Source organism: Symmachiella dynata (genome assembly GCF_007747995.1).
GTDB lineage: Bacteria > Planctomycetota > Planctomycetia > Planctomycetales > Planctomycetaceae > Symmachiella > Symmachiella dynata.
On record NZ_CP036276.1, the window covers coordinates 6,342,974 to 6,366,660 of the forward strand.

The following is a 23,687-nucleotide window of genomic DNA, read 5'->3' on the forward strand; positions in this document are numbered from 1 at the left end:
ATTTCGCCGCATCGACGCAACAAGACCGCCGTGACAGCGACTCACTCGGTGGTGAGTTTCGCTTAGCATTCGGCGAATTCGCTGGCGGCGGCGGGGCTGGTTTTGCTACCTTGATAATCTCCAGCTGCGATCCCCTTAGAACTGCTGTCCCGTGCGAAAGACCGTGAAGATGCCCGCTGCCTCCCCCAAAGCTGCTGCCGAACAACCCTCCCCGCGGCTGATGTCGCTCGATGCCCTGCGCGGTTTCGACATGTTTTGGATCATCGGCGGCGCGGGATTTGTCGAAGCCGTTGCCGCTGCCATGAAACCTGAATGGGGCGAAAAGGTAGCATTCCTCACGGAACATCCCGAGTGGAATGGGTATACCGCCTACGATCAGATCTTTCCGTTGTTCATGTTCATCGTCGGCGTCGCCATGCCCTTTTCGTTGCTACGGCAACGAGATGCGGGGATACCCCCATCCAAACTGTATGCCCGCGTGATTCGCCGTGGGCTGTTGCTGGTACTGTTCGGCGCAATTTTCAACGGCATGCTGCTGCTCGACTTTGAAAATCAACGCTATGCCAGCGTGCTGGGGCGCATTGGGCTGAGCTACATGTTCGCCGCATTCATTGCCCTGAACACCAATATTCGCGGCCAGGTGATTTGGATCGTTGGCATTTTGATCGGCTATTGGGCAGCGATGCGATTTATTCCCGTGCCTGGATTTGGTGCCGGAGACTGGACACCGGGGCACACTTTGAGCGGATACATCGATCAGAAGATCATGCCGGGCGTACTCTACAAAGAGGTCCGCGATCCGGAAGGTTTGTTCTCCACGATTCCGGCCATTGCCACCGTGCTCACTGGGGTCTTGGCGGGACATTGGTTGAAGTTGAGCAAAAAGGAAGGCGAACAAAAAACGATCACACTCTTCGCCGCCGGAGTCGCCTGTGTCGCCTTGGCTCGATTGTGGAACCCTTGGTTTCCAATCAACAAAAACTTGTGGACTAGTTCGTTCGTGTTATACACGACCGGTTGGAGTTGTATTGCTTTGTCGATTTCATATCTGTTCGTCGATGTTTGGGGCTGGAAAAAGTTGGCGTTTCCCTTCATCGTGATCGGCATGAACGCGATTACGATTTATATGGTCCGCGAATTCGTCGACTTCCCCGCCATCTTTGAGTTGCTCTTCCAGCGAGGCCAACACAAAATCCACCCCGCCATTTGGGCCGGCGGCGAAATCTTTCTGGTCTGGTTGTTTTTGTATGTGCTCTACCGCAACAAGATTTTCTTGCGATTGTAATACGCGGCAATCGCCAACAGACATTACGCTGAAGGCATAATTCACCATAGCCTGGGGTTGCGAACGAAGTGAGCGGACCCCAGGTTGGCAATGGGATATTGCGACACAACCCTGAAAGGGTTGTTCACGCGCCCATCACCGGCATCGTTAGCCCCATGATTGATAAACCCTTTCAGGGTTTGTTTGACGTCGGCTTTCATTCCCAGGACGGCGCGGCTTTGCCGCTTACCCTGGGCTAACATGTCAAACCCCTTCGGGGTTTTTGTGTTGTGACGCTCGAAATGATTTTCCGCCCGTTTCGGAAATATGACCGCCAATTACGACGACAAGTCGTCGGTTTGGGATTTTTTATTTATGGCGTTCGCCGCGGATGTAGACGGCTTCGATGCTGCCGGGGAAGGTGACTCCTTCGAAGGGAGACCAGCCGCATTTAGTTTTGAGGTTCTCGCGGCGGATGGTTGTCGGGCGGGCGAGATTTAACACCGTCAAGGACGCGACATATCCCGGCTCGATGCGGCCGAATTTTAACGGTGCTGTATAAGGATTCACGAATCGTCCCGGGTTCTCCGCACAAAACGCGGCGACTTGCCGGGCGGTGAAACCTTGCTCGGCCATCAGCCAGGTGACGAATTCGCCGTAGGTATCCAAGTGCGGCTGCCCGGAAATGCCGGCGGCGTTTTCTTCCAGCGTGTGTGGTGCGTGATCGGTGGCCAGATAATCCAGCGTCCCGTCGTGGAGTGCTGCGAGCATCGCCTTGCGGTCGGCGATGTCTCGCAAGGGGGGATTCATTTGCATCCATCCGCGGTTTTCATCGGTGAGATCGGACACATCGTAATACAAATGGTGCGGCGTGACTTCGCACGTCACGTCCAGCCCCTTAGCGCGCGCTGCGCGAATCAACGGCAGCCCTTCGCCCACGGAATAATGGCACAGCTTGCCGCGCAGCTCGTACTTTTCAATCATCTGCAGCGCAAACCGCGTCGCTGAAAGTTCACACTCCGCCGGTCGTCGTTGTTCATGTGTCGCGGCTGACTTGTGCTGTTCGAGCAGTTCGGGATCCTCGCAATGAAAACTCACGCACTGCCCACGATAATGCGCGAGGGTCTCATCCAAATCCGCTAACGTCGAGAAAAACAAATCCCCCACACTCGGCCCCATGTAGGCCTTGTACGGCACAGCAAACGACAGCGGCCGCGTCCCGGGCCCGATTCCTGCGTAGAGCGTGACTTGTATCGGCACATTGCGCGCCGCCAGATGCTGCTGCTTCGCCCGATATGAAGCATCATCAATCGGCGCGACCGGATTGTTGGGCATATCGGCGACTTGCACGACCCCGCCGTTCACTGCCGCGGCCGCGGCGGTGCGGAAATCCTCTTTATAGGTTTGCGTCTCACTCTGATCATCGCGGGCGTGAATATGAATGTCCCCCATCCCGGCGAAGACATAACAGTCCTCACCGAATTCCACATCCGGCGACCCGAGTTGCTCGCCAACTTCGACAATCGTGCCGCCTTCAAGTCGGATTTGCCCGGTCCATTCCCGTTCGGGATTCACAAAACGACCGGCGATGATGGTAGATGACATACTGGTGGACCTTTAAGCCGAAAAACTATTGACTTGGTTGTGCGGTAAGCGGCGTTTGGATTGGGTTTGAATAAGAACCACGAAAGGCACGAAATACACGAAAAAAGAAAGGGGGTGATTTCTACAACTGGTATCAAAACCCTCTGACGCGTCGCACACGCACTTGTGTTCTAGATTCTCGAACAGGCGCAACCGGGTTTTGAAACTGGTTCGAGTCTTCTTTTTTTATCGTTTTCGTGTCTTTCGTTTTTTTCGTGGTTCCTCTTTTATTTTTTGTAGCGAAGCTGCCAGACGCTCAACCGTGGTGCGTTCACTCTGTTGGAAGTTCAAGAACTTGTCCGCGTTTCAGTAATTCTTTTTGCAGTTTTTCTGCGGAGACATCCTGCACGGTTAGTCCTTCGTCGATCGCCATCACCGCTGCTGTGGCGGTGGACTGGCCGAGGATCATGAAGACTGGTTCCATGCGAATGGAGCCGAAGGCGATGTGCGAACTGGAGACGCAGACCGGGACCAACAAATTGTCGCATTGGCCCCGTTTGGGGACCAGCGCGCGATAGGCGATTTGGTACGGCCCGCGAGTGGAGCGGCCGATGTCCCCTTCGTTTTGCACATGTCCGTCGGGTGTGACGTACCGCTGCACGTTGTGCGAATCCATGCCGTACGACCCCATGCCGACCGAATCGGGGATCGGTGGTTTGTTGAGCAGTTCATTTTCGGTAATCACAAAGTCGCCCACCATGCGACGGGCTTCGCGGACATAGATTTGGTGCGGCCAATGACCGTTGTCGACGAATTCGTCTTCTGCCAATCCCCATTGTTGCATCTCCTGTTGCACCTCTTTGGGGATGCGGGGATCGTGGGCGATGAAATACAGCCACCCTTTTTGGTAGGTTTCATGCTCGGCGATAATTTCGCGGCGTCGCTCATATGAGGCTTCCGGATAGTCGTAGTTGTAACCGATGTTGTCGGTGCTCATCGGGCCGTGATTGTTGGTGTCGGTTTTGTGGTTGGGGATGGGGTCGAATTTGTTAAACGTCTCACGCCAACCCGCATTAAAAATCCGCACGAGTAGTTCGTACTGCGCCGGGTCGTAGCCTTCCGGTTTGGGGAACGGCACACGGTTCTCAGGATCGTCCGTCAGGCACATGCGGAAGCAGTATGCTTGAATCTTTTTGTCTGCTGCCCCATATTCCCCCGGCGGCTCCGCACTGATCCGCGGGAGCAATCCACTCTGCGGATCGCCGGGCGTGCGGTATGGGCTGATTGGCGTTTTCACCGCACCAAAGTGATGTTTGTGATGCAGCACGCCGGTTTGCACGCCGTTCCACTGCTCGCCGTATTGGCTTTTCGCCTCGCGGCCGATGGTATATTCCACACCGGCGGCTGCCATCAGATCCCCTTCGTAGGTGGCGTCGATGAACATTTGCCCGCTGTAGGTTTTGCCACTGAGGGTGGTGATCGAGGTGATCTTCGCGCCTTCTTTTTTAACCCCCTTCTCGCGGTCGAGCCATTCATCGCGATGCACCGGGATTTCGTGTTCGCGAATCAGATCTTCAAAGACCGACTCGGCCACATGGGGTTCAAAAATCCACATGGTGCGCTGCGCGCCGTCGATGGCAGGGGTTCCCTGTCCGCGTCCGCCATACTCTTCGCGAGGTTGCCACTTCCAGGCCTCGGGGGTTTGATAATGCTTCCACACGCGGTGATAGAAATCGCGGGCCAATCCGCCGATGACCGCTTTGTTTCCGGTATCGGTCCAGCCCAGTCCACCGCTCGACAGCCCGCCCAGATGTTTATCCGGCGAAACCATCACCACCGATTTGCCCGATTGCTTGGCTTCGACGGCGGCCGTGACGGCGGCGGAGGTGCCTCCGTAGATGACCACATCAAATTCGGCGGCCGGCAGCGCCGTTGTCGTGAGACCCATGACCAACAAGGCAATCACGATAGGTTTGACACGCATAGTGAGAACGAATTCTATGAAAAAAGGTGGCTGAAATATTTATGACCATTTGTGCGGTGGGCGTCCGGCCCATTCTACTACGGTCGTGCAAAATTGCGACGTCGACCGGCGGCCTTCAGTCATCGGTTGGATTCATACGCCCGTGGATATAAACATCCCCGCCCACGATGGTCATCGATGGACTGTTCAGCGACGGCAGAGCGGGGATCTGTTCCAGGCCAATACCACCAACGGGGGTGACGGCGGAGAGGCCTCCCACAATTTTGGGAGCGACGAACACATGCACTTCATCGGCGAGTTGTTCATCGAACAACGATCCCAGCACAGTTCCTCCCCCTTCGAATAGCACATTGGTCATTTGCCGACGGCCTAACTCATCCAACAACGCACCGAGCGGTACCCCGGTTCCTGCAGGGGAGGCGAATTGGACTACTTCGACGCCGGCACTTCGCAGTTGTTCCACGCGCTCTGGCGAGGCTTCGTTGCGTGTTGCTAACAGCAAGGGAGCTTCGGAGATTGTTTTGACCAATTGCGAATCCAGCGGCATTTCCGCTTGCGAATCAACGACTACGCGGGTTGCCGTCCGCGGACCGACCGGGCGTGCGGTTAATAAGGGATCGTCACTGGCGACGGTCTTCGCACCCGCGACAATCGCATCCATCCGTCCCCGCAATTCATGCACAATCGCCCGCGATTCGGGGCTGGAAATCCATTGGGAATGCCCGGTTCGTGAGGCCAACTTTCCGTCGAGCGTCATAGCCCACTTGGCGTGTACATACGGCCGACCGGTTGTGAGCAGTTTTAGAAACGGGGCGATCGATGCGCGGGCGTCGGATTCCAGCAACCCCACCTCGACCTCGACCCCCGCTTCTCGCAACTGCTGCACCCCACGACCAGCGGTGTGCGGCGAGGGATCGAGCATGGCGACAACGACCTTAGAAAACCCCGCATCAATGACCGCTTGAGAGCAGGGGGGGGTTTTTCCGTGATGTGAGCAGGGTTCCAACGTCACAAACAGCGTTTGACCGGCGGTGTTTCCGCCAGCTGCGGCGATGGCGTTGACCTCGGCGTGCGGGCCACCGAATTGTTGGTGGTGCCCTTCACCGATCAGCGTTCCTTGCTCATCTACAATCACCGCCCCGACTTGCGGATTTGGTTCGACCCGCCCGGTCCCCCAGGCGGCGATTTCCAAGGCGCGGCGCATGGCGGCTTCGGCGTCAGAAAATGTTCTAGCTGGCATAGCGATTTCGCTCACATGGCGACTGAGGAGAGTTGGCGGAGGCAGCAGGCACTCCGCATCAAACCATTCCCCGTTTTTTCCTGAGAAACCATTCGGTCGACATCACACCGACAAAACAGACCAATAAGATCCAGTTGTCCCACAACGAAACCACCTTGTTTTGCGTCAGTTGACGATTGATGCCCTTGTCGATCAATTCCTCAAGAAAACCGCGAAAATCTTCCGGCAACAGAAACCGTCCTTGCGTGACCGACGAGATCTCTTGCAGCAACGACGGGTCGGCTGCCGGGTTGTACATTTCCAAATCTTGTTCGAAGACCACAAACCGCGCCTTGGCACTGTAACCCAACGGCTTGCCATTTCGCACGGCGCTGACTTCCACGCGATACTCGCCCGGCAAAGCGGATTCGGCGAATTCACCGAAATTCAAATCTCCGCTGCGTTGAGGAGCCACGGGATATCGTTTGTCCTCCGGGCCGACCACCTGTGTTTGAAATTTGACGTCGGTGAGCGGTTTACCCTCTTCGTCGCGGGCGCCGAAGGTGAAGGGGACTTTTTGTCCGGGACGAAACCGTCGTCCTTCTAGTTTGACCCACACCGAATCATCGCCTTGTGAGTCCTTGTTCGCCAACCACAAGATCACTTGCCGCCAGAACTGTTGATGTTCTTTGGCGAAGCCCGCCAGGTACCACAGATACGTGGTGTCGCCAGCAAACGCCATCACACGGCCGGGGTTGTATTCTTGGGCGATCAACAACGGTTGTTGCATCTCGGTTTCTGCTAGCACGCGGGCCAGTCCCAATTTTTTCGGCGTGAGTTTGGTTGCTCCCTCCAGTTTGGGAAGTTGTTCCCAACCGGTATTGTCGTCGCCGAGATTCCCCATCCGCATCACAAAATCGCCGCGGCCTTCGGCGGTCGGCAGCATTTGTACCGGATTCGAGATTTGCAAACTCTCATCGAGTTCGTCCTCATTGAGGATCTCCGTGGGATACATCACCACCGGCAGCAGATCTTGTAGCGGCGTCGTTGCATAGCCGCCGGCACCGAAACTGTGAAACCCGCCGGTCATGATCAAGCCAGCACCTTGACTGACAGCTTCAGCCAAACGCCGCAGGTTCCGTTCGCCGAAAACCTTGGCAGGGACGTCGCCGATGATGTAGACGTCATATCGGCCGGGTTCGAACCATTCGTCATTGATTTTCGTCGGCTCAGCTTCGCCGCGATACCGGACAATTTGACGGTCGATTTGAATATCGGGCGAGCGGCCAACCTCGGCCAGCTTTCCCATTTCCGGCCGCCAAACATCGAAGTAAGCGACGCTCAGCCCGCCTTTGAGAACCGTGACAAACGTGGTGAGCACATTGTTGGTGGTGATCAACTCGCCTTCGAGCGGCTCGACTTCGATCGAGATTTTGTATTCGCCCGCGTATTGCGGCGTCCATGTAAACTCGACCGGCAGCACGTCTTGTGTGCGGGTCGTGCGCAGCTTCTGCGCTGGTGCTGCCAATTTCATGTTGTTCTTGTTGGGATCGCGAATGCTGGGATCTTCGACCATCAACTTGACCGTCAAATCGCGATTGGCGACCCCCAAGGCGCGAATATTTGCTCCGACCAGCACTTGGTTTTTTTCAAACACCGTTGGATTGACCTTCAGGTCTTCAGCGATCTGGTCCATCGTCGAATCCGTAAGGCTCGACGAACCGACGCCGACGGTGTGTATCGGCGCATTGTGTGCTGCCCGGTATTGGCGGACTGCTCCACGGGGATCGATATCGAACGGCGGCAGCGCCCGTTGTGCTCCATCACTGAACAGAAACACACCGGTCACGACATCGGGTTGCAGGGTGCGGGTTAGGTATTCCAAGGCATGACCGATGGCCGTCATCTCCCCATCGGCGGCCGACGAGGGTTTGTCTACCTGGGTGATCTCACTGTTGAACTCGTAATGCACGACTTCAACTTTTTCTTTGATCTGGTCCAACAAGTCTTGATTGTCGGCCAAGATTTTTAGAATCGTCTCCCAGCGTGTCAGCCCCCCCGGGCCGTCGGCAAGATCCAAGCTCCGCGAGTTTTCATGCACGAGAACCAACTGCCCGGCGCGCTCATCGGTTTCAGTCAGAACCAACGACGGTCGGAACATCGCCCAGATCAATAGCAAGGCTGCTACCGTTCGCAGCCCCAACAACCAGAATCGCGTGCCCCGTGATAAATGCGCGACCCGTTGCCGATAGGAACGCAGGACGATCACCAACAACAGTACCGAAACCACGACCACCACCGGCCAAGGCCAGATGGGTTCAATCCGCGGTTGCAGGTTGTCGGGGAAGATGTCGTACATGGAGAATCCGCAGTAGGCCCCTAGGCGGCAGGTTGATCAGCGTTTGATGACATCCCGCGCGTGATATCTTCCGCAGCGGTCGTCTCTGTTTGGTAGAAATAATTGGCCACGAAATGCTCAGCGACAAAAATCCCAATCATGATCGCCAACACCCAAGGAAAAATTTCTCGTCCGACACGGCCTTGCCGGACTTGTCGTGTGAGGTTGTCGATATCACGGGCCGCTTCGTAACGTCCTTCTCCAAACAGAGCATTCAGATCACTGGTCCCCAGCCGCGAAAGATCGCTTTCCGAGGCGACGGCATTGATGCTGAAGCCTCGTTCGAAGTCAATGTCAGCGTTGCGAGGGATGAGGCGATAATTCCCCAGCAGCCGCGCATCGTCAATCACCACTTCGTCTGCTCCCGGCGGAAGGTCCTTGCCCGGTTGTGTGCGATCCGGCTTGCGGACCAGCAACTGTTTGATCTCGAATTCGTCGGAGAGTTTGATGACGGGAATTTGTCCGGCGGTATAGTTGTAACGCTCATCGTCGTGCCGGGAAACGTATTGGGCCAATTGATCGCTGAGCACCACGGCGACGTTTACGGAGGTCACTAGATTACTCCACTCGCTGCGGTCAAACGGCGTGGTGATCATGATAATCCGGCCTTGGCCCACGGTGCGTTCAATGATCGCAGCAGTTTCGTTCGCATCGGTGTACGGCACGATCACGGTCGCATCGTCGGCCGGTTTGGTCCGCCAGTGACGCGTGACGTTCACGCTCGCCAATTCGCTCGTGTCCCATTCAGCGAATGCCCGTAGCAGCGGATGCGTGAGGTTTCGCAAATCGAATTGTTCGTCCTCCCTGAAGGGGCGATTTGCCAATAAGTCCGCCGGCAGAATAGCCTGCGCGGTTTCATCGAGGTAACTGGCTTGGTTGACGTTCGGGCCTAAAAAGAGAATGGCCCCTCCTCCAGCTTCTAAAAATCGTTGCAGCGCTCGCCAATCGGCAAAACCGGGCTGCCCCACGTCCAGCCAACAGACCACATCGAAACGGCTCAAATCCTCAGCAGCGAACTGCGCCGAGTCGATGACTTTGGTGCGATACGGCGAATCCCCCGAGAGTTCCAATTCCTCCGGCGACAAGGCTGTCCGAAAGAAATTGGCTTTCGTCGCATAATTGTCCGAGACGATCAGCACTTGCTTGGGAGGCTGAACTTCGATGGTGAAAGAAATGGCATCGTCAAACGACAACGAATCGTCCGTCTCCAGTCGGACCTCTCCCTGCACCACCGGCCCGGTCAAGCCGCTGAGGGGAAACCGCACGCGGGTGGCGATCTGGTCGACCTGCACGTCGCTGCTCCCTTGGTCGATCATTTCACCAGCAGGACCTTGAATCGAAATTCCCACAGTCTTGGCGCCACTTCCGGTTCCAGTACCGGTCACCGCTGCATCGACCGTTACCACTCCCCCTTGCGGAACCGTTTGGCTGGACAACCGCAAGTCGGTCAAACTGGTATTCGAAGGTTCCTCGACACCAACGTCGATCAAATACACCCCTAGCGCCGCTAAGCGTTCCAGTTCATTTTGCAACAACCGCGCTCCTTCGGGCTGCCAAGCGTGCTGGGATAAGTCCGTGAAAATATACAATTCCCGGACAAATTGATCTTCGAATTTCTCTCCATCCGCAACCGCACCTTGCCCACGACTGATGTCGTCCACTTGCAGGTCGACCACTGCGCGAATGCGGTCATTGATCGCTGCGGAGATTGCTGACGATTTTAATTCTTGAATCTGTGTTTGCGCGATGGCACGGTCGGGGCTGAAATGGATCGGCTCATTCGATGCCGTGTCACTAATGGCGATGCGGCTCGATGCAGGGAGGTTGTTCAGATGCTGAGTGGCGATTTCCGCTGCCCGTTCCAACCGCGTCTTGTTTTCATATTTAAAATCCATGCTCAAACTGGTGTCGAACAGAAACACCGCCGCGACCGGCAGGTTTTCCGCCTGTTGAATGGTCGGTTGCGATATCGCCGCGGAAATCCGCCGTTGAAATGGCCAAACAACAAGTAGCAGAAACAGCACCAGCGTGCCGACAGCAACGCCCCCGCGTAAAAACGACCGCCGCTGGGCCAATTCATAGTCCGGCAATTGTTTGCGGCGCCAAAAACGCAGCATGGCCCAATACCCCCCCGCTGCGGCTGCGAGAATGACGAGCGTCGTCACGATTTCACTGATCGACGGCGTATAATTGGCCGAGGGAACCGTGGGCCGCGCCAGCCCGATCACAATCAGTGCAATCACAGCCATGCGCAATAACAACAGCAACAAATGCCGCAATCGCATCCGCCGCCGGTTGGCCCGTCGTTGCATCTGAATCAACCGCAATGCGGGAAACAGCAACTTTTTGGGTTTGGCCCGCAACAGAAAATGCAAAATCACCGGAATGGCGGCCAGCGCCAAGAAGTAGAGCAGTTGTGGATTCTGCGGTGACATTTACGGGAGGGGTTCGAGAATGAAATGATTCTTTGGATGAGCGACGGTTTTTACTGTGAGACAAGTTCGCGAACTAAAAACGGAGCATTGTGACCGCTATCGTCAAAGGACGTTGAATTGTGCTCCCCCTATCCTACAACAATCCAGTAGTCGGCGTCCAATGCGCAGCTTCAGTATCAGTCGACTATAACCGCTTGATGTCACCCGTCACGGCAGCCACAAACGGGCGTTTGATTCTCCCAAAGCTAAGTGCGGATTTCATGTTGCTGCTCCGTTCAATTTGCCAATTCACTGTCACTGTCTGTTCGTCCCGGCGGCATGAGTCCATGCGGCTCAATGACCGGGCCGTAGAGATGCGGGCGACGGTCTGCGAAACGGTCAATTTCATGTTTGCCGGGCACTCGAACATAATGTTTATTCCGCACGCGGGACAGGTCGATTTCGGCGTAGAGAATCGCTTCGTTGTCGTGGGGCAAAGTTGCTAATGTGGCTCCGGTCGGGTCGGCGATGCGACTGTGTCCGATAAACGGAAACCCATTTTCCTCACCGACACGGTTCACAGCGATATAATACACGCCGTTCTCCATTGCCCGCGTGTTGATCGCGCTGGCAGCGGCACACTCGGAACCGGGAGGCCAATTGGTCGGCAAGGCGATCAAATCCGCCCCCTGCAATGCCAAGCAGCGCGCCGCTTCGGGAAAGGAGGCGTCGTAGCAGATATTCATGCCAACGTTCAATCCGTCGGCAGCGTGGACGGCGAATGGACGATCGCCATAGCTGGTGAACCGGTCGATGCCCAGAAACGGCAAGTGTACTTTGCGGTAACTTCCCAAGACCCCTGCGGGTCCCACCAAGACGGCGGCGTTGTAGAGACTGTCGCCTGCCGCTTCCAACATGCCGACGACAGCAAAACTGTTGGTCGCGGCACACGCTTCGGCGAGACGTTGTGTCGACGGGCCAGGAATCGTCTCGGCATGTTCGAGCGCTTCCTCGCGACTGTCGAAACAATATCCCGTCAATACACATTCAGGAAACACGGTTAGCGTCGCGCCGGCGGCCGCGGTTTCTGTCAATTTTGAGATGATTTTAGCAAGATTCGCCGCGGGTTGTCCCAATGCGACATCCATCTGCACACCGGCAATTTTCATAGTCCCGACTCCACAGCATGTGTTTTGAGAGTGAACAGGGTCTGTACCATTTGGCAGCCCAAAGATCAACAATCGTCGCCGCTCTGGCCAACCTCGGCTGTGAGATGCCCAGCCGCCCTCAGGAAACATTCAATCCCAATGACTGTTACCGTCGATATAAACGTTATCCGCACGGTCCCAGCCGTGCGCGATTACAAAATGACCCAAACTCCCCCGCAGTCTCTCGTCCTCTCCCCAGGGATGAATTCCATGGAACGACCCTACCAGCGCCTGCGCCGCTTTGCGCTCAGTCTCCTCACCGCTGCTCCGTTGATAATGGCGTTGCCAGCAGGCGAACGAAACGCACAAGCCGAGGAACCGCTGCCCGGTCAAATCGATGCTGCACGGGCGGATGATTCGGGAGTGGTCCATCTTTCCAACGCGGATTTGTTTATCGATTTTTCCGAAGCCGGCATGTCCACGATAAAACCGGCTCAGCCGGAGGCGATCCAACCCGAGCCGGGAATCGCCTATTCGCTGTCGGAATTGGAAGAGTTGGCGCTGACGACCAATCCGACATTACAGCAAGCGGCCGCCGAGATCATGCGACTCAATGGCGTGCGCGAACAGGTCGGGCTGCGGCCCAATCCGATTATGGGTTACCAAGCAGCGGAAGTCGGCAATGATGGATACGGTGGCCAACAAGGTTTGTTCATCGGGCAGGAATTTGTCCGCGGCGGGAAGTTAGAATTGAATCGTGCCGTCGCAGGCAGTGCTGTTGAACAAGCCCGTTGGAAGCGGGAAACGCAGCAACATCGCGTCATCAATACCGTCCGCCGCCGATTTTACGAATCACTCGGCGCGCATAAAACGTTGGAACTCGCGCTGGACTTACAAAAGCTGGCGCAACAGGCCGCAGAAATTGCGGGTAGTTTGGAGAACGCAGGGGAGGGGACCTATTCGCAGGTGCTGCAAGCTGAGATCGAAGCCCAGAGCAATTTGAATCTGGTCAATACTTCGCGCGTCGTGCGTCAAACCTCGCTGAAACGTTTGTCGTTGGCCGTCGGTTCCCCGGAATTGCAACCGGAGAACCTCGTTGGCAGTCTCGATCAAACGCCGCCGGATCTGGAATACGATTCGGTCTGGAACTGGTTGACAGAAAACAGCCCGGAATTGCAGGCGGCGTATTATAATGTGCATCGCGCACGGTGGGCGATCCAGCGTGCCGAAGTTGAACCGACTCCCAACATGGATGCTCAACTCGGTATCGCACAAGATTTTGCCACGGATTATACCATCGTCAACATCCAAGTCGGTTTTCCAATCCCGATCCACAACCGCAATCAAGGCAATATCACCGCCGCCCACGCGGAGCACATTCGCGCGTGCCGCGAAATTGAACGCCTGCGATTGGATCTGCGCGACCGTCTCGCTACTGCGTTTCAAAGCTACCAGAACACGCGGATTCAGATGGAGAGTTACCGCGATCAAATCCTGCCTAAGGCCAAACAGAATCTCGATCTGGTGAGCCGTGGCTACAAAGAAGGACAACTCGATTATTTGCAATTGCTCACCGCGCAGCGAACCTATTTCCGCCAAAGTCTCGCAGCGGTGCAGGTGCAAACGGCCTTATGGTTGAGCGTTGTCCGCCTGCAGGGATTGCTGATTTCCGAAGGTCTCGGGGCGCCCGGTGAAATCGCCTCCGAAGTCACGCCGCCCGACATCAATACGGACTACCCCGTGGGGCTGTTTCCGATGATGTTGCCGTGATTAGAGATTGTCGCCTTCCTCGGCATCGTTGTGGCCATTGGCCTGACTGCCGTGTTCTTGCTGGACAATTCGCCGCCGATGCTGCAGAATCGCTCGCGGCAGCTTGCTGAGGGCGTGCATCCACAAATCCCCTGTTGAATGTGGTGGCGCGCGCGAATCCATCGGAAGGTTTCGCTCAGCATTGACGATTGGCCACACGACAAACAACCAATGGGCAGACCATTCCATTCATTGACCGTCACATTTCGCAACAAGGATTCACAGCGATGGGAATTTATCTGGGCATCGACGTGGGCACCAGCGGCACGAAGACGTTGGCTATTCGAGAAGACGGACAGATCGTCGCATCCGCCACAGCTGAGTATCCCCTCGACAGCCCCAAACCGGGATGGTCCGAACAAGACCCGGCCGATTGGTGGCAAGCTGCCGTCCGCACTGTCAAACAGGTTCTGAAAGCTGGAAAGATCAAACCGGCCGATGTCGCTGGGATCGGCTTGAGCGGACAAATGCACGGCAGCGTCTTTTTAGACCGCGACCACAACGTCATCCGCCCGGCGCTGTTATGGAACGACCAGCGAACCGCTGCTCAATGTGCCGAGATCGAAGCCAAGGCCGGTGGACGCAAAAAACTGATCAACATGGTTGCCAACCCGGCGCTGACCGGATTCACGGCTCCCAAGATCCTTTGGCTCCGCGAACACGAACCGCGCAACTATGCTCGTACGGCGAAGATTCTATTGCCTAAGGACTACGTTCGGTTCCGGCTCACCGGTGAATTTGCCACGGAAGTCAGCGACGCATCGGGAACGTTGTTATTGGATGTCAAACGTCGACGGTGGTGCAAACCGCTGCTCAAAAAACTGGACATTGACCCAGAATTGCTGCCGCCGGTTTATGAATCCGAAGAAGTCAGCGGCAAGCTTTCGCCGATCGCTGCCAAACAAATGGGCCTGGCCGCCGGCGTACCGGTGGTGGGAGGCGGAGGAGATCAAGCGGCCGGTGCGATCGGCAACGGCATCGTCCGCCGCGGTGTGATTTCCGCCACGATGGGCACCAGCGGCGTTGTCTTCGCGCACAGCGACGAAGTGCAGATCGACCCCCAAGGCCGCGTGCATACATTTTGTCATGCGGTCCGCGACAAGTGGCATGTGATGGGGGTCGTCTTGTCGGCAGGAGGCAGTTTTCAGTGGTATCGAAATCAATTGGGCGCCGCCGAAGTGAAAGCCGCCCGTCGCCAAAAAGTTGATCCTTACGAATTGTTAACTGCCGAAGCGTCCGAAGCTCCGGCGGGCTGTGAAGGGTTGTATTTTCTCCCCTACCTAACCGGCGAACGGACACCGCATGCGGACCCCCATGCGCGCGGCGCTTGGATTGGGTTATCACTGCGGCACGGCAAACCGCATTTGATTCGCTCGGTGATGGAAGGGGCAACGTACGCCATGCGGGATTGCTTGGAAATCATCGAGGGTATGAAAATCCCCGTCCGCGAAATCCGTCTCTCCGGCGGCGGCGCCCGCAGCCCCTTTTGGCGGCAAATGCAAGCGGACATTTATGGCAAGCCAGTCATGACCATCAACGCCGAAGAAGGCCCCGCTTACGGCGTCGCCTTGCTCGCCGCAGCCGGAACAGGCGCCTATAAAGACGTTGTCGAGGCGTGTGCGGCAGCCATCGACACGACCAGTCGTACCACTCCCGACCGCAAAACCAAAGCCGCCTACAACCGCGCCTATCCCCTGTACGGCAAGTTGTATCAATCCCTCAAGACGGACTACGCAGCCATCGCCGAGTTGGTCGAATCATAGTAGCCCATCGAAAAATGGGTGCCGATGGTCATGATGGGTGCCACTGGCGGCTTGTCCGCCAGTGCAGAATTTGTGACCGGCAATACACTGCTGGGCAAGCCAGCAGTGGCACCCAACTTTAGGATGTTAAACAGTATTTCAACGAGCCGAGCGTGTTCAGCATGGCGAATTCTTGAATCAACCGCTCGCATCTGTTCGCAGGATTTCTCATTTTTCAGCGATTTACGAGCGCCCCTGTCTGTCCTCGCCGCTAGAATGACTGAAGCTCGCAGTATCGCATCCCACACGAATGAAAGAGATGGCATGGCTGCACTGTTCATTACTGAAGACGAGGTTCGCGACCTATTGGATATGGAAACGGCCATCGAAGTCGTGGAACAGGCGTTTGTCGCTCTTGCCGAAGGAACCGCAGAGAACGTTCCGCGTGCACGAGCCTTCGCACCCGGCCCGTTCTTTTTGCATACCATGTCAGCCACGGCCGACTATCTGGGGGTCTCCGGCTGGAAAAACTACTCTAGCCGGCCCGGGTATGTCGAATTTCTCGTCGGCCTGTATTCCATCGAAACTGGCAAACTGATCGCGCTGATCGAGGCCGATTATCTCGGCCAACTCCGCACCGGCGCCGCCAGCGGTGTCGCCACCGATTACATGGCGCGGCCTGATTCTAAAGTTGTGGGTGTTTTTGGCACCGGCAAACAGGCCCGCACCCAATTAAAAGCAGTCTGCGAAACCCGCAAGATTAATTATGTCGAGGTCTACAGCCGCAACGACGAAAACCGCCGCCGGTTCGCTGACGAGATGTCTGAATTGTGCAACACCGAAGTCGAACCGGTCCATGCGCCCGACACGGCTGCGACGGAGAAGGATATTGTGATTACCGCCACCGGCAGCTCCGCTCCGGTGTTCGATGGCCGCGTCCTGGATGAAGGGACGCATCTCAATGTCGTCGGTTCGAATTTTTTGCAGAAAGCGGAAATCGACGTCACCACGGTTCGCCGCGCCGATGTCATTGCTTGTGACAGCATTGCCCAATGCCAATTGGAAGCGGGTGATTTCTCTGCAGCACTGACCGAACACGCAATCGATTGGCCGCTGATGCACGAACTGTCAGCAATCGTTACGGGTCGCAACACGGGCCGTCCGCAAAAAGATAGCGTCACGCTGTTCAAATCGACTGGCCTAGCAATTGAGGATGTCGCCTTAGCGGCAAAACTCGTGGACTTGGCGACCAAAGAGCGGATCGGGAAACCACTGCCGTTTTAATGCGGCCGCGGTCATGCCGTGAGATTCAAATCAGCGATTCCAGACTGCCCAGCCCAATTTCCTCACGGCTGGCAAACGGCTCACCGTATCCCTTGCCGATGGTCCAACCCCAATACCGCGCGCGATCTCGAATGTCGTCAAGAATCGTGGGGAACTCCGTGGACCTGTCAGTAATGACTTGGCTTTCGTAACAACGAATCGATTCCATTTTGGTCTCGATGTGCTCACTGATATCGAGCACCAGCGATGGCTTCGGGTGGATCCGCAGATGGATGCTCCAAAAATAGAGGATGCGCGGTGGCCAAAATGGCTCGGCCGGCAGATCGGTCCGCGAGAGTTTCGACCAGAACCGAGCCGCATCACAGAGCGCACTCGCCACAACATGATCGGGGTGTGCATCATCCCAGTACGGAGCCAAGATCGTTTGCGGACGTGTCCGCCGAAACACGCCGGCCAATGCCCGCCGCGCTTGCAAGGTATGTTCTAGGCTGCGGTTGGGGAGTCCCAGGTTTTCGCGAAAATCGAGCCCCAGCACTTCTGTAGCAGCGGCAGTTTCGCGTTGGCGAATTGCCGGTGTGCCGTGCGGCGTCGGTTCTCCGCTGGTCAGTTCCACAACACCGACCCGCAGTCCCTGTTGCCGACTGAGCAGGATGGTGCCGCCGACACTGATTTCCGCATCATCGGGGTGCGGAGCAACGACAAGCAGATCGAGCGGGGTTTCCGGATCAGTCATGAGTCTCTCGCCATGTTCGAAGAAATCCAGACGGATGTATTAAGACCGCACGTTCCCGTACGCGTGTTGCGCCCCATCCAGAAAAATACAGGATGCCGCCTCGGCAACGATCGCATCAACAGCACTCTCACTGGCCAACGGCTGCATATGCAATTCCAAGACGATACTGTCACGGACGTTGCTCAACAGATGCACCTCCGCCCAGCCGAGGGCATCAGCCAATTGCAGGGCTGGAATGAGGTCTGGTGGAGACAAATCACAGAGCGGTTGAATCGCATCGCGAGGTTCGTCACTGCCACGGATCAGCTGCATGCCATCGCCCGGCTCGGCGGACAATTCCGAAAGGATCACAATCCGGCCGCCCCGCGTGACCAGCCGACGGGCATTGGCCACTGCTGTTCCGACTTGATCCCAGCTATGTCCTCCCGCATCCGCGCTAACGGCCGCCACCACGACCTCGGCACGTTCATCGACTTGCAGCCGCCAATGATCACCCAACAATGAAATGCCGCGTCGCAACACCGACTCGTTGGCTCCGCTCAACACGGTCAAGACTTCGCCACGCCCGGCAGCGATCACCTGCACACTGACCTGCGTGCCGAGCAACCAAGCAACTTCATCGACAAGTTGCCGAAAGGGGCGTTCTTCATCGGGACCGAGTTCGCTGTGCCCCTGTCCCTGCGCACGGCCAAATGCATCGGCCGAGGAGAGCCCTGGATAGAACACGCTATTGGTTCCGCGATATCCCATGACCGGATCGAAGGTGATTTGACCGATGCTCAGCACAAAATCGGCTTCGACCAAATTGCGGGAAAGATAAATCCGCTGGCCTCCCGCCGTCGTGGCGACATACGCATTCTGGTTTTCATCGGCCGGGTCGTGGATTTCCCATTCGACTTGCGCTTGGATCGTATCGGCCAACCGACTGCGGGGATCGATCAATAAACCATTGCCTGATGAGGCAGGCTGCAAAATCGTCACATCGCCCGGTTCGATGCCGCAAGCGATGAGAATCTCGCAGACACCAGCGACAATCTCCGCCGCCCGCGGAGTGTGATGGTCGACAGCCAGTACCACTTTGTCGCCGGGCACGACGCACTGCGACAGTGGAGGAAAATCGAGCGGCTGCTCGAAAGCGGTCTTGAGATCCGCGTCGAAATCAGCCGTAGGATGCGGAAGCGCTAATTGCGCTTGGAGTTGCGACGGATCGCAATCACATTCATAAACGCGGCGTTGGCCGTAGTGCAGTGAAATGGACACAGTAAAAAACTCGCCGAATAATCCTCAAAATGCCTCATACCCATCAGGCAGAGGACGCAACTTACGGGAACGTATTAGTGACATCCGACGCTGGCGTCACTATAGTGGGAAGTACCGAGACGTCAACTGGGGCGGCGTCTGCGGCGGTCGAGAGACCAGTCCGAGAAATTCAGCAGCTAAGTTGCAGCGCGAGAAGAAAGCCGTGCCGGAGCCGGAACCAGTCACCAACAACGACGATCGCCTGATGATCGAGATTCAGGCCGGGAATTCCTGCGCCTTTGAAGAGCTGGTCGACTGTTACCAAGCACCGCTGATTGGTTTTTTCTTCCGGAATACGCGCGACCGGCAAATGTCCGAAGATTTGACGCAAGAAACCCTACTGCGAGTCTACAATCAATCGTGGGATTACCTTCCCATGGGACGGTTTCGCGGGTGGATGTATCGCATCGCCCGCAACTTGATGATCGACAGCATTCGCCGACAGTCACACGACGCACTGATTCGCGCGGTGCAGTCCCGCGACGAAGACGACAACGCTCTGGCGCGGCTGGTGGGTGAGGTTGTTTCTCCTGAAGATCAGACACACGTGAAGGAATTGGCACAAATCGTCGACAATTTGCTGCAACAATTGCCCGAATTGCAGCGAACGACCTTTGTCATGCATCACTACGCTGGTTTGACGCTCTCAGAAGTGGCCGATGCCACGGAGACGACGACCTCGACCGCCAAAAGCCGGTTGCGGTTGGCACGTGAAAAACTCCAAGAAAAATTACTCTCCCGCGGCGTGCGCGGCCCGGCCGAGGACTATTGATGATCGACAGTTATCGTTTAGCGAAATCTCAAAAAAATGTGATGACAAAAAACAACACGCACAGCCTAGAATGATCACAGACGGCATCGCCCACCGGGCGAAGGGAGGATTCCATTAAAAATCGATGGAATCTGAGCTGAGGAGTGAACCAGTTTCAGCGATTTGACGTTACCAAGGGATGCTCTCGACGCACCAGCGAAGCATCGGGACTTTTTTTAACGGCCCACGAGAACCCGTTTCAAAATTCGGTTGTGCACGGTCTGGGGAATTCACCAGAATCAACACAACCCAACAGCGGATGATTTTGAAACGCGTTATGAAGGAATCGGAGTAGCGGCGATGACCTATTTCAGCCGGCTCAGTGACATAGTCACCTGTAATTTGAACGAACTGCTTGATCGAGAGGCCGACCCGCAAGCGGCCATCTTGAGTATCCTCCGCGAAATGGAAGCGGGTGTTGCCGGCGCCAATCGTAGCGTCGCGACCGCGACCTCGAACCAACAGCGGATTCAATCAGAAATCGACGAACACCGCCGACACATCGCACATTGGCAGGACAAAGCCCGCGAGGAACTGTCAGCCGGCCACGAGGAAGCAGCACGACGTGCGCTGATGCGAAAACGGGAAGTCGAAGACTTGATTGCTGGGCTGCAGCAGCAACACACCGCCGCTGTCTCCACTAGCGAGCAATTAGAAACCACCCGCCGCGCCCTAGAAGCACGACTTGCCGAAGCGCGGCGGCTGCAAGAACAAATCTTGAGCCAATCCAACGCATCGTCAGCCAACGACACCGTTGACAATCTGCTCAACGACACCCAAGTCCTCGGCGCAGAACCGGATGACAACGAATCCAACGAGGTTCCCACCGGACGCGATCCCGTCATCGAAGACGAACTCGCCGCCCTGCGCCGCGAATTGGAACAAAAGGATTAGCACGACAGCAACAGGCGCGCCGGGTGCCACTGGCGGCTTGTCCGCCAGTGCCGTATCAGGCTGGGTTTTCCTTGCCTAGGGACGTCGCTCCACGTGCGCACTGACGGACGAGCCGCCAGTGGCACCCGCGCGGATTCGTCTCAAACAACGAATGGTTACAGCAGTTCCTTCAGATGAAAATGGTGCGGGCCAAGTTTTCCGCCGTAGTTTCCGGCCGTCACCATTTCGATTTCTTCCACACTGCAAGCGGCGTGCAAGCCCGCGCGCATGGCTGCCTGAACATCGTCGGCCGCTAAGCCATCAATGACGATTTCATAGACCGCTTCCACGGTTTCGGGAATCGCCAAGTCAGTCATGCCGCGCAGTGTCGGGCAATAGGCATCGTTCGTGCTGGCGTTGAGTTTTTTATAGCGCGACCCAACCTTACTGCCGCTACGGACAATCCCGCCGGGAAACGGCAGGATCACGTTGGGGATTTCACGAATCGCAGTCACCGCCGCTTCGGATGCGGACAAGGCGGCTTGGGGAGAACGTCCCGCGATAATGAGATTGCCGCCCGCGACCCCCTTGAGCGATCCAAAACGATCTTCGCAAACAAATTCGCCATCCATCACCGGGATCCGCCAAAGCCGTTGCGTGCCGATTTTTTTAGATTGTTGAAACGAGTCGCCGAAAAAACGCAATTGCCCGCCGACGGAGAACTGTTTGTCCGTTGGTGTATCCAACAGGCCGTTGTAACAAGCAGTCGTCGGGCACGTTAGCACGCATTGCCCGACACGTCCCACAACGGCCTTGGCCAAAGCATCGCGATTGAAGGCAAAAACCAACACGCTCACCCCCGGCCGCCCATCGGGCGTTTCATCGGCCGCAAGCACGCTTTCGACCGCAGCTTCGGCGTCGCAGGCAATCACGCTGGTCGCATAGCCGGTCATCACCGTGCCAGCCACATCAGCCCAATGGGCATTGGCAGCCGTTACGATCACCCGCGCCGCCATCGTCGGAAACGCCTCGGCAAACGTATCCACAATGGAAACGCCATTCAAAGTTAGCTCAGCGGTCGTCGTCATTGTGAAATCGTTCCAGGTTTTGTCAGAGAATTCTTGTTCAATGAAAAGAAAAAGTCTCGCGCAAAGACGCGGAGGCGCAAAGGAAAAACAGAGCTGTCCGATACAGATACTTTGCGGCTTCGCGCGCTCACTTTTTTAATTGTTAATCAAACGTCCTGCATAGAAAGGTGCGTCGCGACGCACCCGACAACAACTTCTCCCTCTCCCTCTGGGAGAGGGCCGGGGTGAGGGTTTTCGCACGACAAGCGATTTACTATACAACTCAATCCGTCAGACATGTTTTAACACCAACGGTTCCCTAGGGTGAGGGCGAAGTTCTTGCTAATCCGTTTTCCGTGTTTTATTCGTGTTCATCGGTGGCTATTTTTCAACTTCAATCAACTGCAGTTGAACACGATTTGCCTCGTCCCCCAGTTGGTTGGGGACTTTGTGTTGCCGGTGTAGTGTGATCTGCCCGGTGACGTCCTGCAAATCATGCCCGCCGTGATCATCGACATAATCCAAAGCCGGGCCAATCGCGTCGTAGTACAGATGACAGTTGACGAATTCGACCCCACCCGGGGCGGTGACGATTTCGGGCCGTCGTAGGTGAAAGAAAACGGCGGGCCGCGGTCCACCATAATCCTGGTGCCGTGCGACCCAAGAGTTTCGCCAGTTGCAATCCACAAACCGGACCTTCACGCTCTTGGCCGATTTGTCGAAGATCTTCGCGCCTTCTTTGCCGGTATTTTCCGAGGTGCAGTTGATGAATTCGATCAGACCTTGCGGCCCGTCATCCCGCGCTGTTCCAACCGCCATGCCGGCCCAACCGCGCATCTGGGGATCGGTGAAATCATCCGCTGTCATGCCCGGTTTGCCCATCCGCGTGAGACAGTTTTCAAACCGCACCGAGACCGGTTCCGACTCCGCTGTCAGCGGCTTGAGATACACCAAAATCCCATGCCCCGAGTTGTCCTCCATCACACAGTTACGGACCACGCAATTCATCAACCGCTCATCCGGGCTATCCGGTTCGAGATCGATCCCCGCTTCCGGAGCGGTCCCATCCGTCCCCGAGAGGATGCAATTTTCAACCAAAAGGTTTTCCGCACTGATCACACTAATTCCTTGACGGTGGTTGTCGTGACAGACGCAATCGCGAATCGTAATATCCGTGCACCAACGATTTTTCCCGCTGGAGCCGATATAAATTCCGTCGCCGCCCGAACTCTCAACACGCAGTCCCAAAATATTGACCCGCTGGCAGCCGACAATACGCACACCCATCCGCCATTCCGCTTTTTCATAAGGCGGCTGTTGGTAATCCTTCTTACGCATGCGGAGCGTCGCACCGTACCCCCGAATGGTGATGTCCGATACGTCCTCAGCGCGGATCAACGAGTCTCCACCGCCGTGGAATTCTCCCGCCTTGGCCAACACTAACACACCGGGCTGAAACACCAACTCCAGATTTCCATGCAACTTGATCGGACGCACAATCCAGGGTTGCCCCATGTAGGGGACAATGACCTTTTTGGCGCCCGAATCAATGGCAGCTTGCAACGTATCGGTGGCATCCTCAGCATCAAAACCCCACCAAGCCGCGTTGGCAGTGGTCCGTTTCCCCGATGCGACTTCGGCAATCGCCTTCGTATTAGCACCTTTGCCCGCAAAGGCGTTCGTGATCGTTCCGGAAAAGATCAGTGAAATCGTAGCAGCTATCAGCAGCAATGAGCGAATTCGCACGGGTCGAGGACTCCTAGTATCGTTTAAGTGGTCTTTTCAAAATCATAACGGCGAACGTTTGCAGCAGTCCAGCGGAAGCACTGTTGCAGCAACCAAAAAAATACAGTGCACCCGTAGGGCAGGCTCCCGCCTGCCGTCATGGAGGTAAGAGGCAACCCACCAAAAACGACTGTTGTCGATTCGAGCGGCAGCTCGCAGGTAACTCCACCGTCGCCATTCAACTGAAATCCGGGGGCCGAGCACAAGTCAACGGGTGGGGAAGTTGCTATAATCCTCCCCACTTCAGTTCAAGAGGATTCGACTTTCGCACTC

The 23,687-nt window shown here is 56.3% G+C and carries 16 protein-coding genes; 6 read left to right on the forward strand and 10 right to left on the reverse strand.

What is annotated here, in order from left to right:
• The first annotated feature begins 169 nt into the window (after positions 1-169).
• Positions 170-1,285, forward strand: a complete 1,116-nt coding sequence (locus Mal52_RS24115; protein WP_145379071.1) for an acyltransferase family protein — start codon at positions 170-172, stop codon at positions 1,283-1,285.
• 348 nt (positions 1,286-1,633) lie between these two features.
• Here Mal52_RS24115 and Mal52_RS24120 read toward each other — a convergent pair whose 3' ends face one another.
• From Mal52_RS24120 to Mal52_RS24145, 6 genes are all read right to left on the reverse strand, one after another.
• A complete protein-coding gene (locus Mal52_RS24120; RefSeq protein ID WP_145379072.1) occupies positions 1,634-2,869 on the reverse strand; it encodes an amidohydrolase family protein in 1,236 nt (411 codons plus the stop codon).
• Between the two features lie 310 nt (positions 2,870-3,179).
• A complete protein-coding gene (locus Mal52_RS24125) occupies positions 3,180-4,832 on the reverse strand; it encodes an FAD-dependent oxidoreductase (protein ID WP_145379073.1) in 1,653 nt (550 codons plus the stop codon).
• 115 nt (positions 4,833-4,947) lie between these two features.
• Positions 4,948-6,072: a bifunctional diaminohydroxyphosphoribosylaminopyrimidine deaminase/5-amino-6-(5-phosphoribosylamino)uracil reductase RibD gene (gene ribD / locus Mal52_RS24130; protein WP_145379074.1), complete on the reverse strand. Its 1,125-nt coding sequence runs from the start codon at positions 6,070-6,072 to the stop codon at positions 4,948-4,950.
• A gap of 58 nt (positions 6,073-6,130) precedes the next feature.
• A complete protein-coding gene (locus Mal52_RS24135; RefSeq protein ID WP_145379075.1) occupies positions 6,131-8,410 on the reverse strand; it encodes a glutamine amidotransferase in 2,280 nt (759 codons plus the stop codon).
• Between the two features lie 20 nt (positions 8,411-8,430).
• Entirely contained in the window at positions 8,431-10,884 is a 2,454-nt protein-coding gene (locus tag Mal52_RS24140; protein WP_145379076.1) for a vWA domain-containing protein, read from the reverse strand.
• A 275-nt stretch (positions 10,885-11,159) separates the two neighbouring features.
• Positions 11,160-12,032 carry a carbon-nitrogen hydrolase family protein gene (locus Mal52_RS24145; RefSeq protein WP_145379077.1) on the reverse strand — a complete coding sequence of 291 codons (873 nt, stop codon included), beginning with the start codon at positions 12,030-12,032 and terminating at the stop codon, positions 11,160-11,162.
• A gap of 249 nt (positions 12,033-12,281) precedes the next feature.
• On the opposite strand from Mal52_RS24145, the gene Mal52_RS24150 reads away from it, so the two are divergent.
• The 3 genes from Mal52_RS24150 to Mal52_RS24160 all read left to right on the forward strand — a co-directional run bounded on the left by Mal52_RS24150 (position 12,282) and on the right by Mal52_RS24160 (position 16,846).
• Positions 12,282-13,781 carry a TolC family protein gene (locus Mal52_RS24150; RefSeq protein ID WP_197534437.1) on the forward strand — a complete coding sequence of 500 codons (1,500 nt, stop codon included), beginning with the start codon at positions 12,282-12,284 and terminating at the stop codon, positions 13,779-13,781.
• 266 nt (positions 13,782-14,047) lie between these two features.
• Positions 14,048-15,583 (forward strand): xylulokinase, encoded by a 1,536-nt coding sequence (xylB, locus tag Mal52_RS24155; protein ID WP_145379079.1) that lies wholly within the window; start codon positions 14,048-14,050, stop codon positions 15,581-15,583.
• A gap of 303 nt (positions 15,584-15,886) precedes the next feature.
• Positions 15,887-16,846: an ornithine cyclodeaminase family protein gene (locus Mal52_RS24160; protein WP_145379080.1), complete on the forward strand. Its 960-nt coding sequence runs from the start codon at positions 15,887-15,889 to the stop codon at positions 16,844-16,846.
• A 25-nt stretch (positions 16,847-16,871) separates the two neighbouring features.
• Here Mal52_RS24160 and bshB1 read toward each other — a convergent pair whose 3' ends face one another.
• Positions 16,872-17,579, reverse strand: a complete 708-nt coding sequence (gene bshB1 / locus Mal52_RS24165; protein ID WP_145379081.1) for a bacillithiol biosynthesis deacetylase BshB1 — start codon at positions 17,577-17,579, stop codon at positions 16,872-16,874.
• A gap of 39 nt (positions 17,580-17,618) precedes the next feature.
• Positions 17,619-18,839, reverse strand: a complete 1,221-nt coding sequence (locus Mal52_RS24170; protein WP_145379082.1) for a lactate racemase domain-containing protein — start codon at positions 18,837-18,839, stop codon at positions 17,619-17,621.
• A gap of 202 nt (positions 18,840-19,041) precedes the next feature.
• Between Mal52_RS24170 and Mal52_RS24175 the strand changes: the two genes are divergently transcribed.
• On the forward strand, positions 19,042-19,650 hold the full coding sequence (locus tag Mal52_RS24175; protein WP_231962433.1) for an RNA polymerase sigma factor: 609 nt from the start codon (positions 19,042-19,044) through the stop codon (positions 19,648-19,650).
• A gap of 339 nt (positions 19,651-19,989) precedes the next feature.
• Complete coding sequence (locus Mal52_RS24180) at positions 19,990-20,583, forward strand: PspA/IM30 family protein (protein WP_145379083.1); 594 nt, start codon at positions 19,990-19,992, stop codon at positions 20,581-20,583.
• Positions 20,584-20,738: 155 nt separating this feature from the next.
• Here Mal52_RS24180 and fhcD read toward each other — a convergent pair whose 3' ends face one another.
• Together fhcD and Mal52_RS24195 are read right to left on the reverse strand one after the other, a co-directional pair.
• The gene (gene fhcD / locus Mal52_RS24190) at positions 20,739-21,650 is read right to left on the reverse strand and encodes a formylmethanofuran--tetrahydromethanopterin N-formyltransferase (protein ID WP_145379084.1); all 912 of its coding nucleotides are present in this window, start codon (positions 21,648-21,650) and stop codon (positions 20,739-20,741) included.
• 360 nt (positions 21,651-22,010) lie between these two features.
• Complete coding sequence (locus tag Mal52_RS24195) at positions 22,011-23,375, reverse strand: right-handed parallel beta-helix repeat-containing protein (RefSeq protein ID WP_145379085.1); 1,365 nt, start codon at positions 23,373-23,375, stop codon at positions 22,011-22,013.
• Positions 23,376-23,687: the final 312 nt, after the last annotated feature.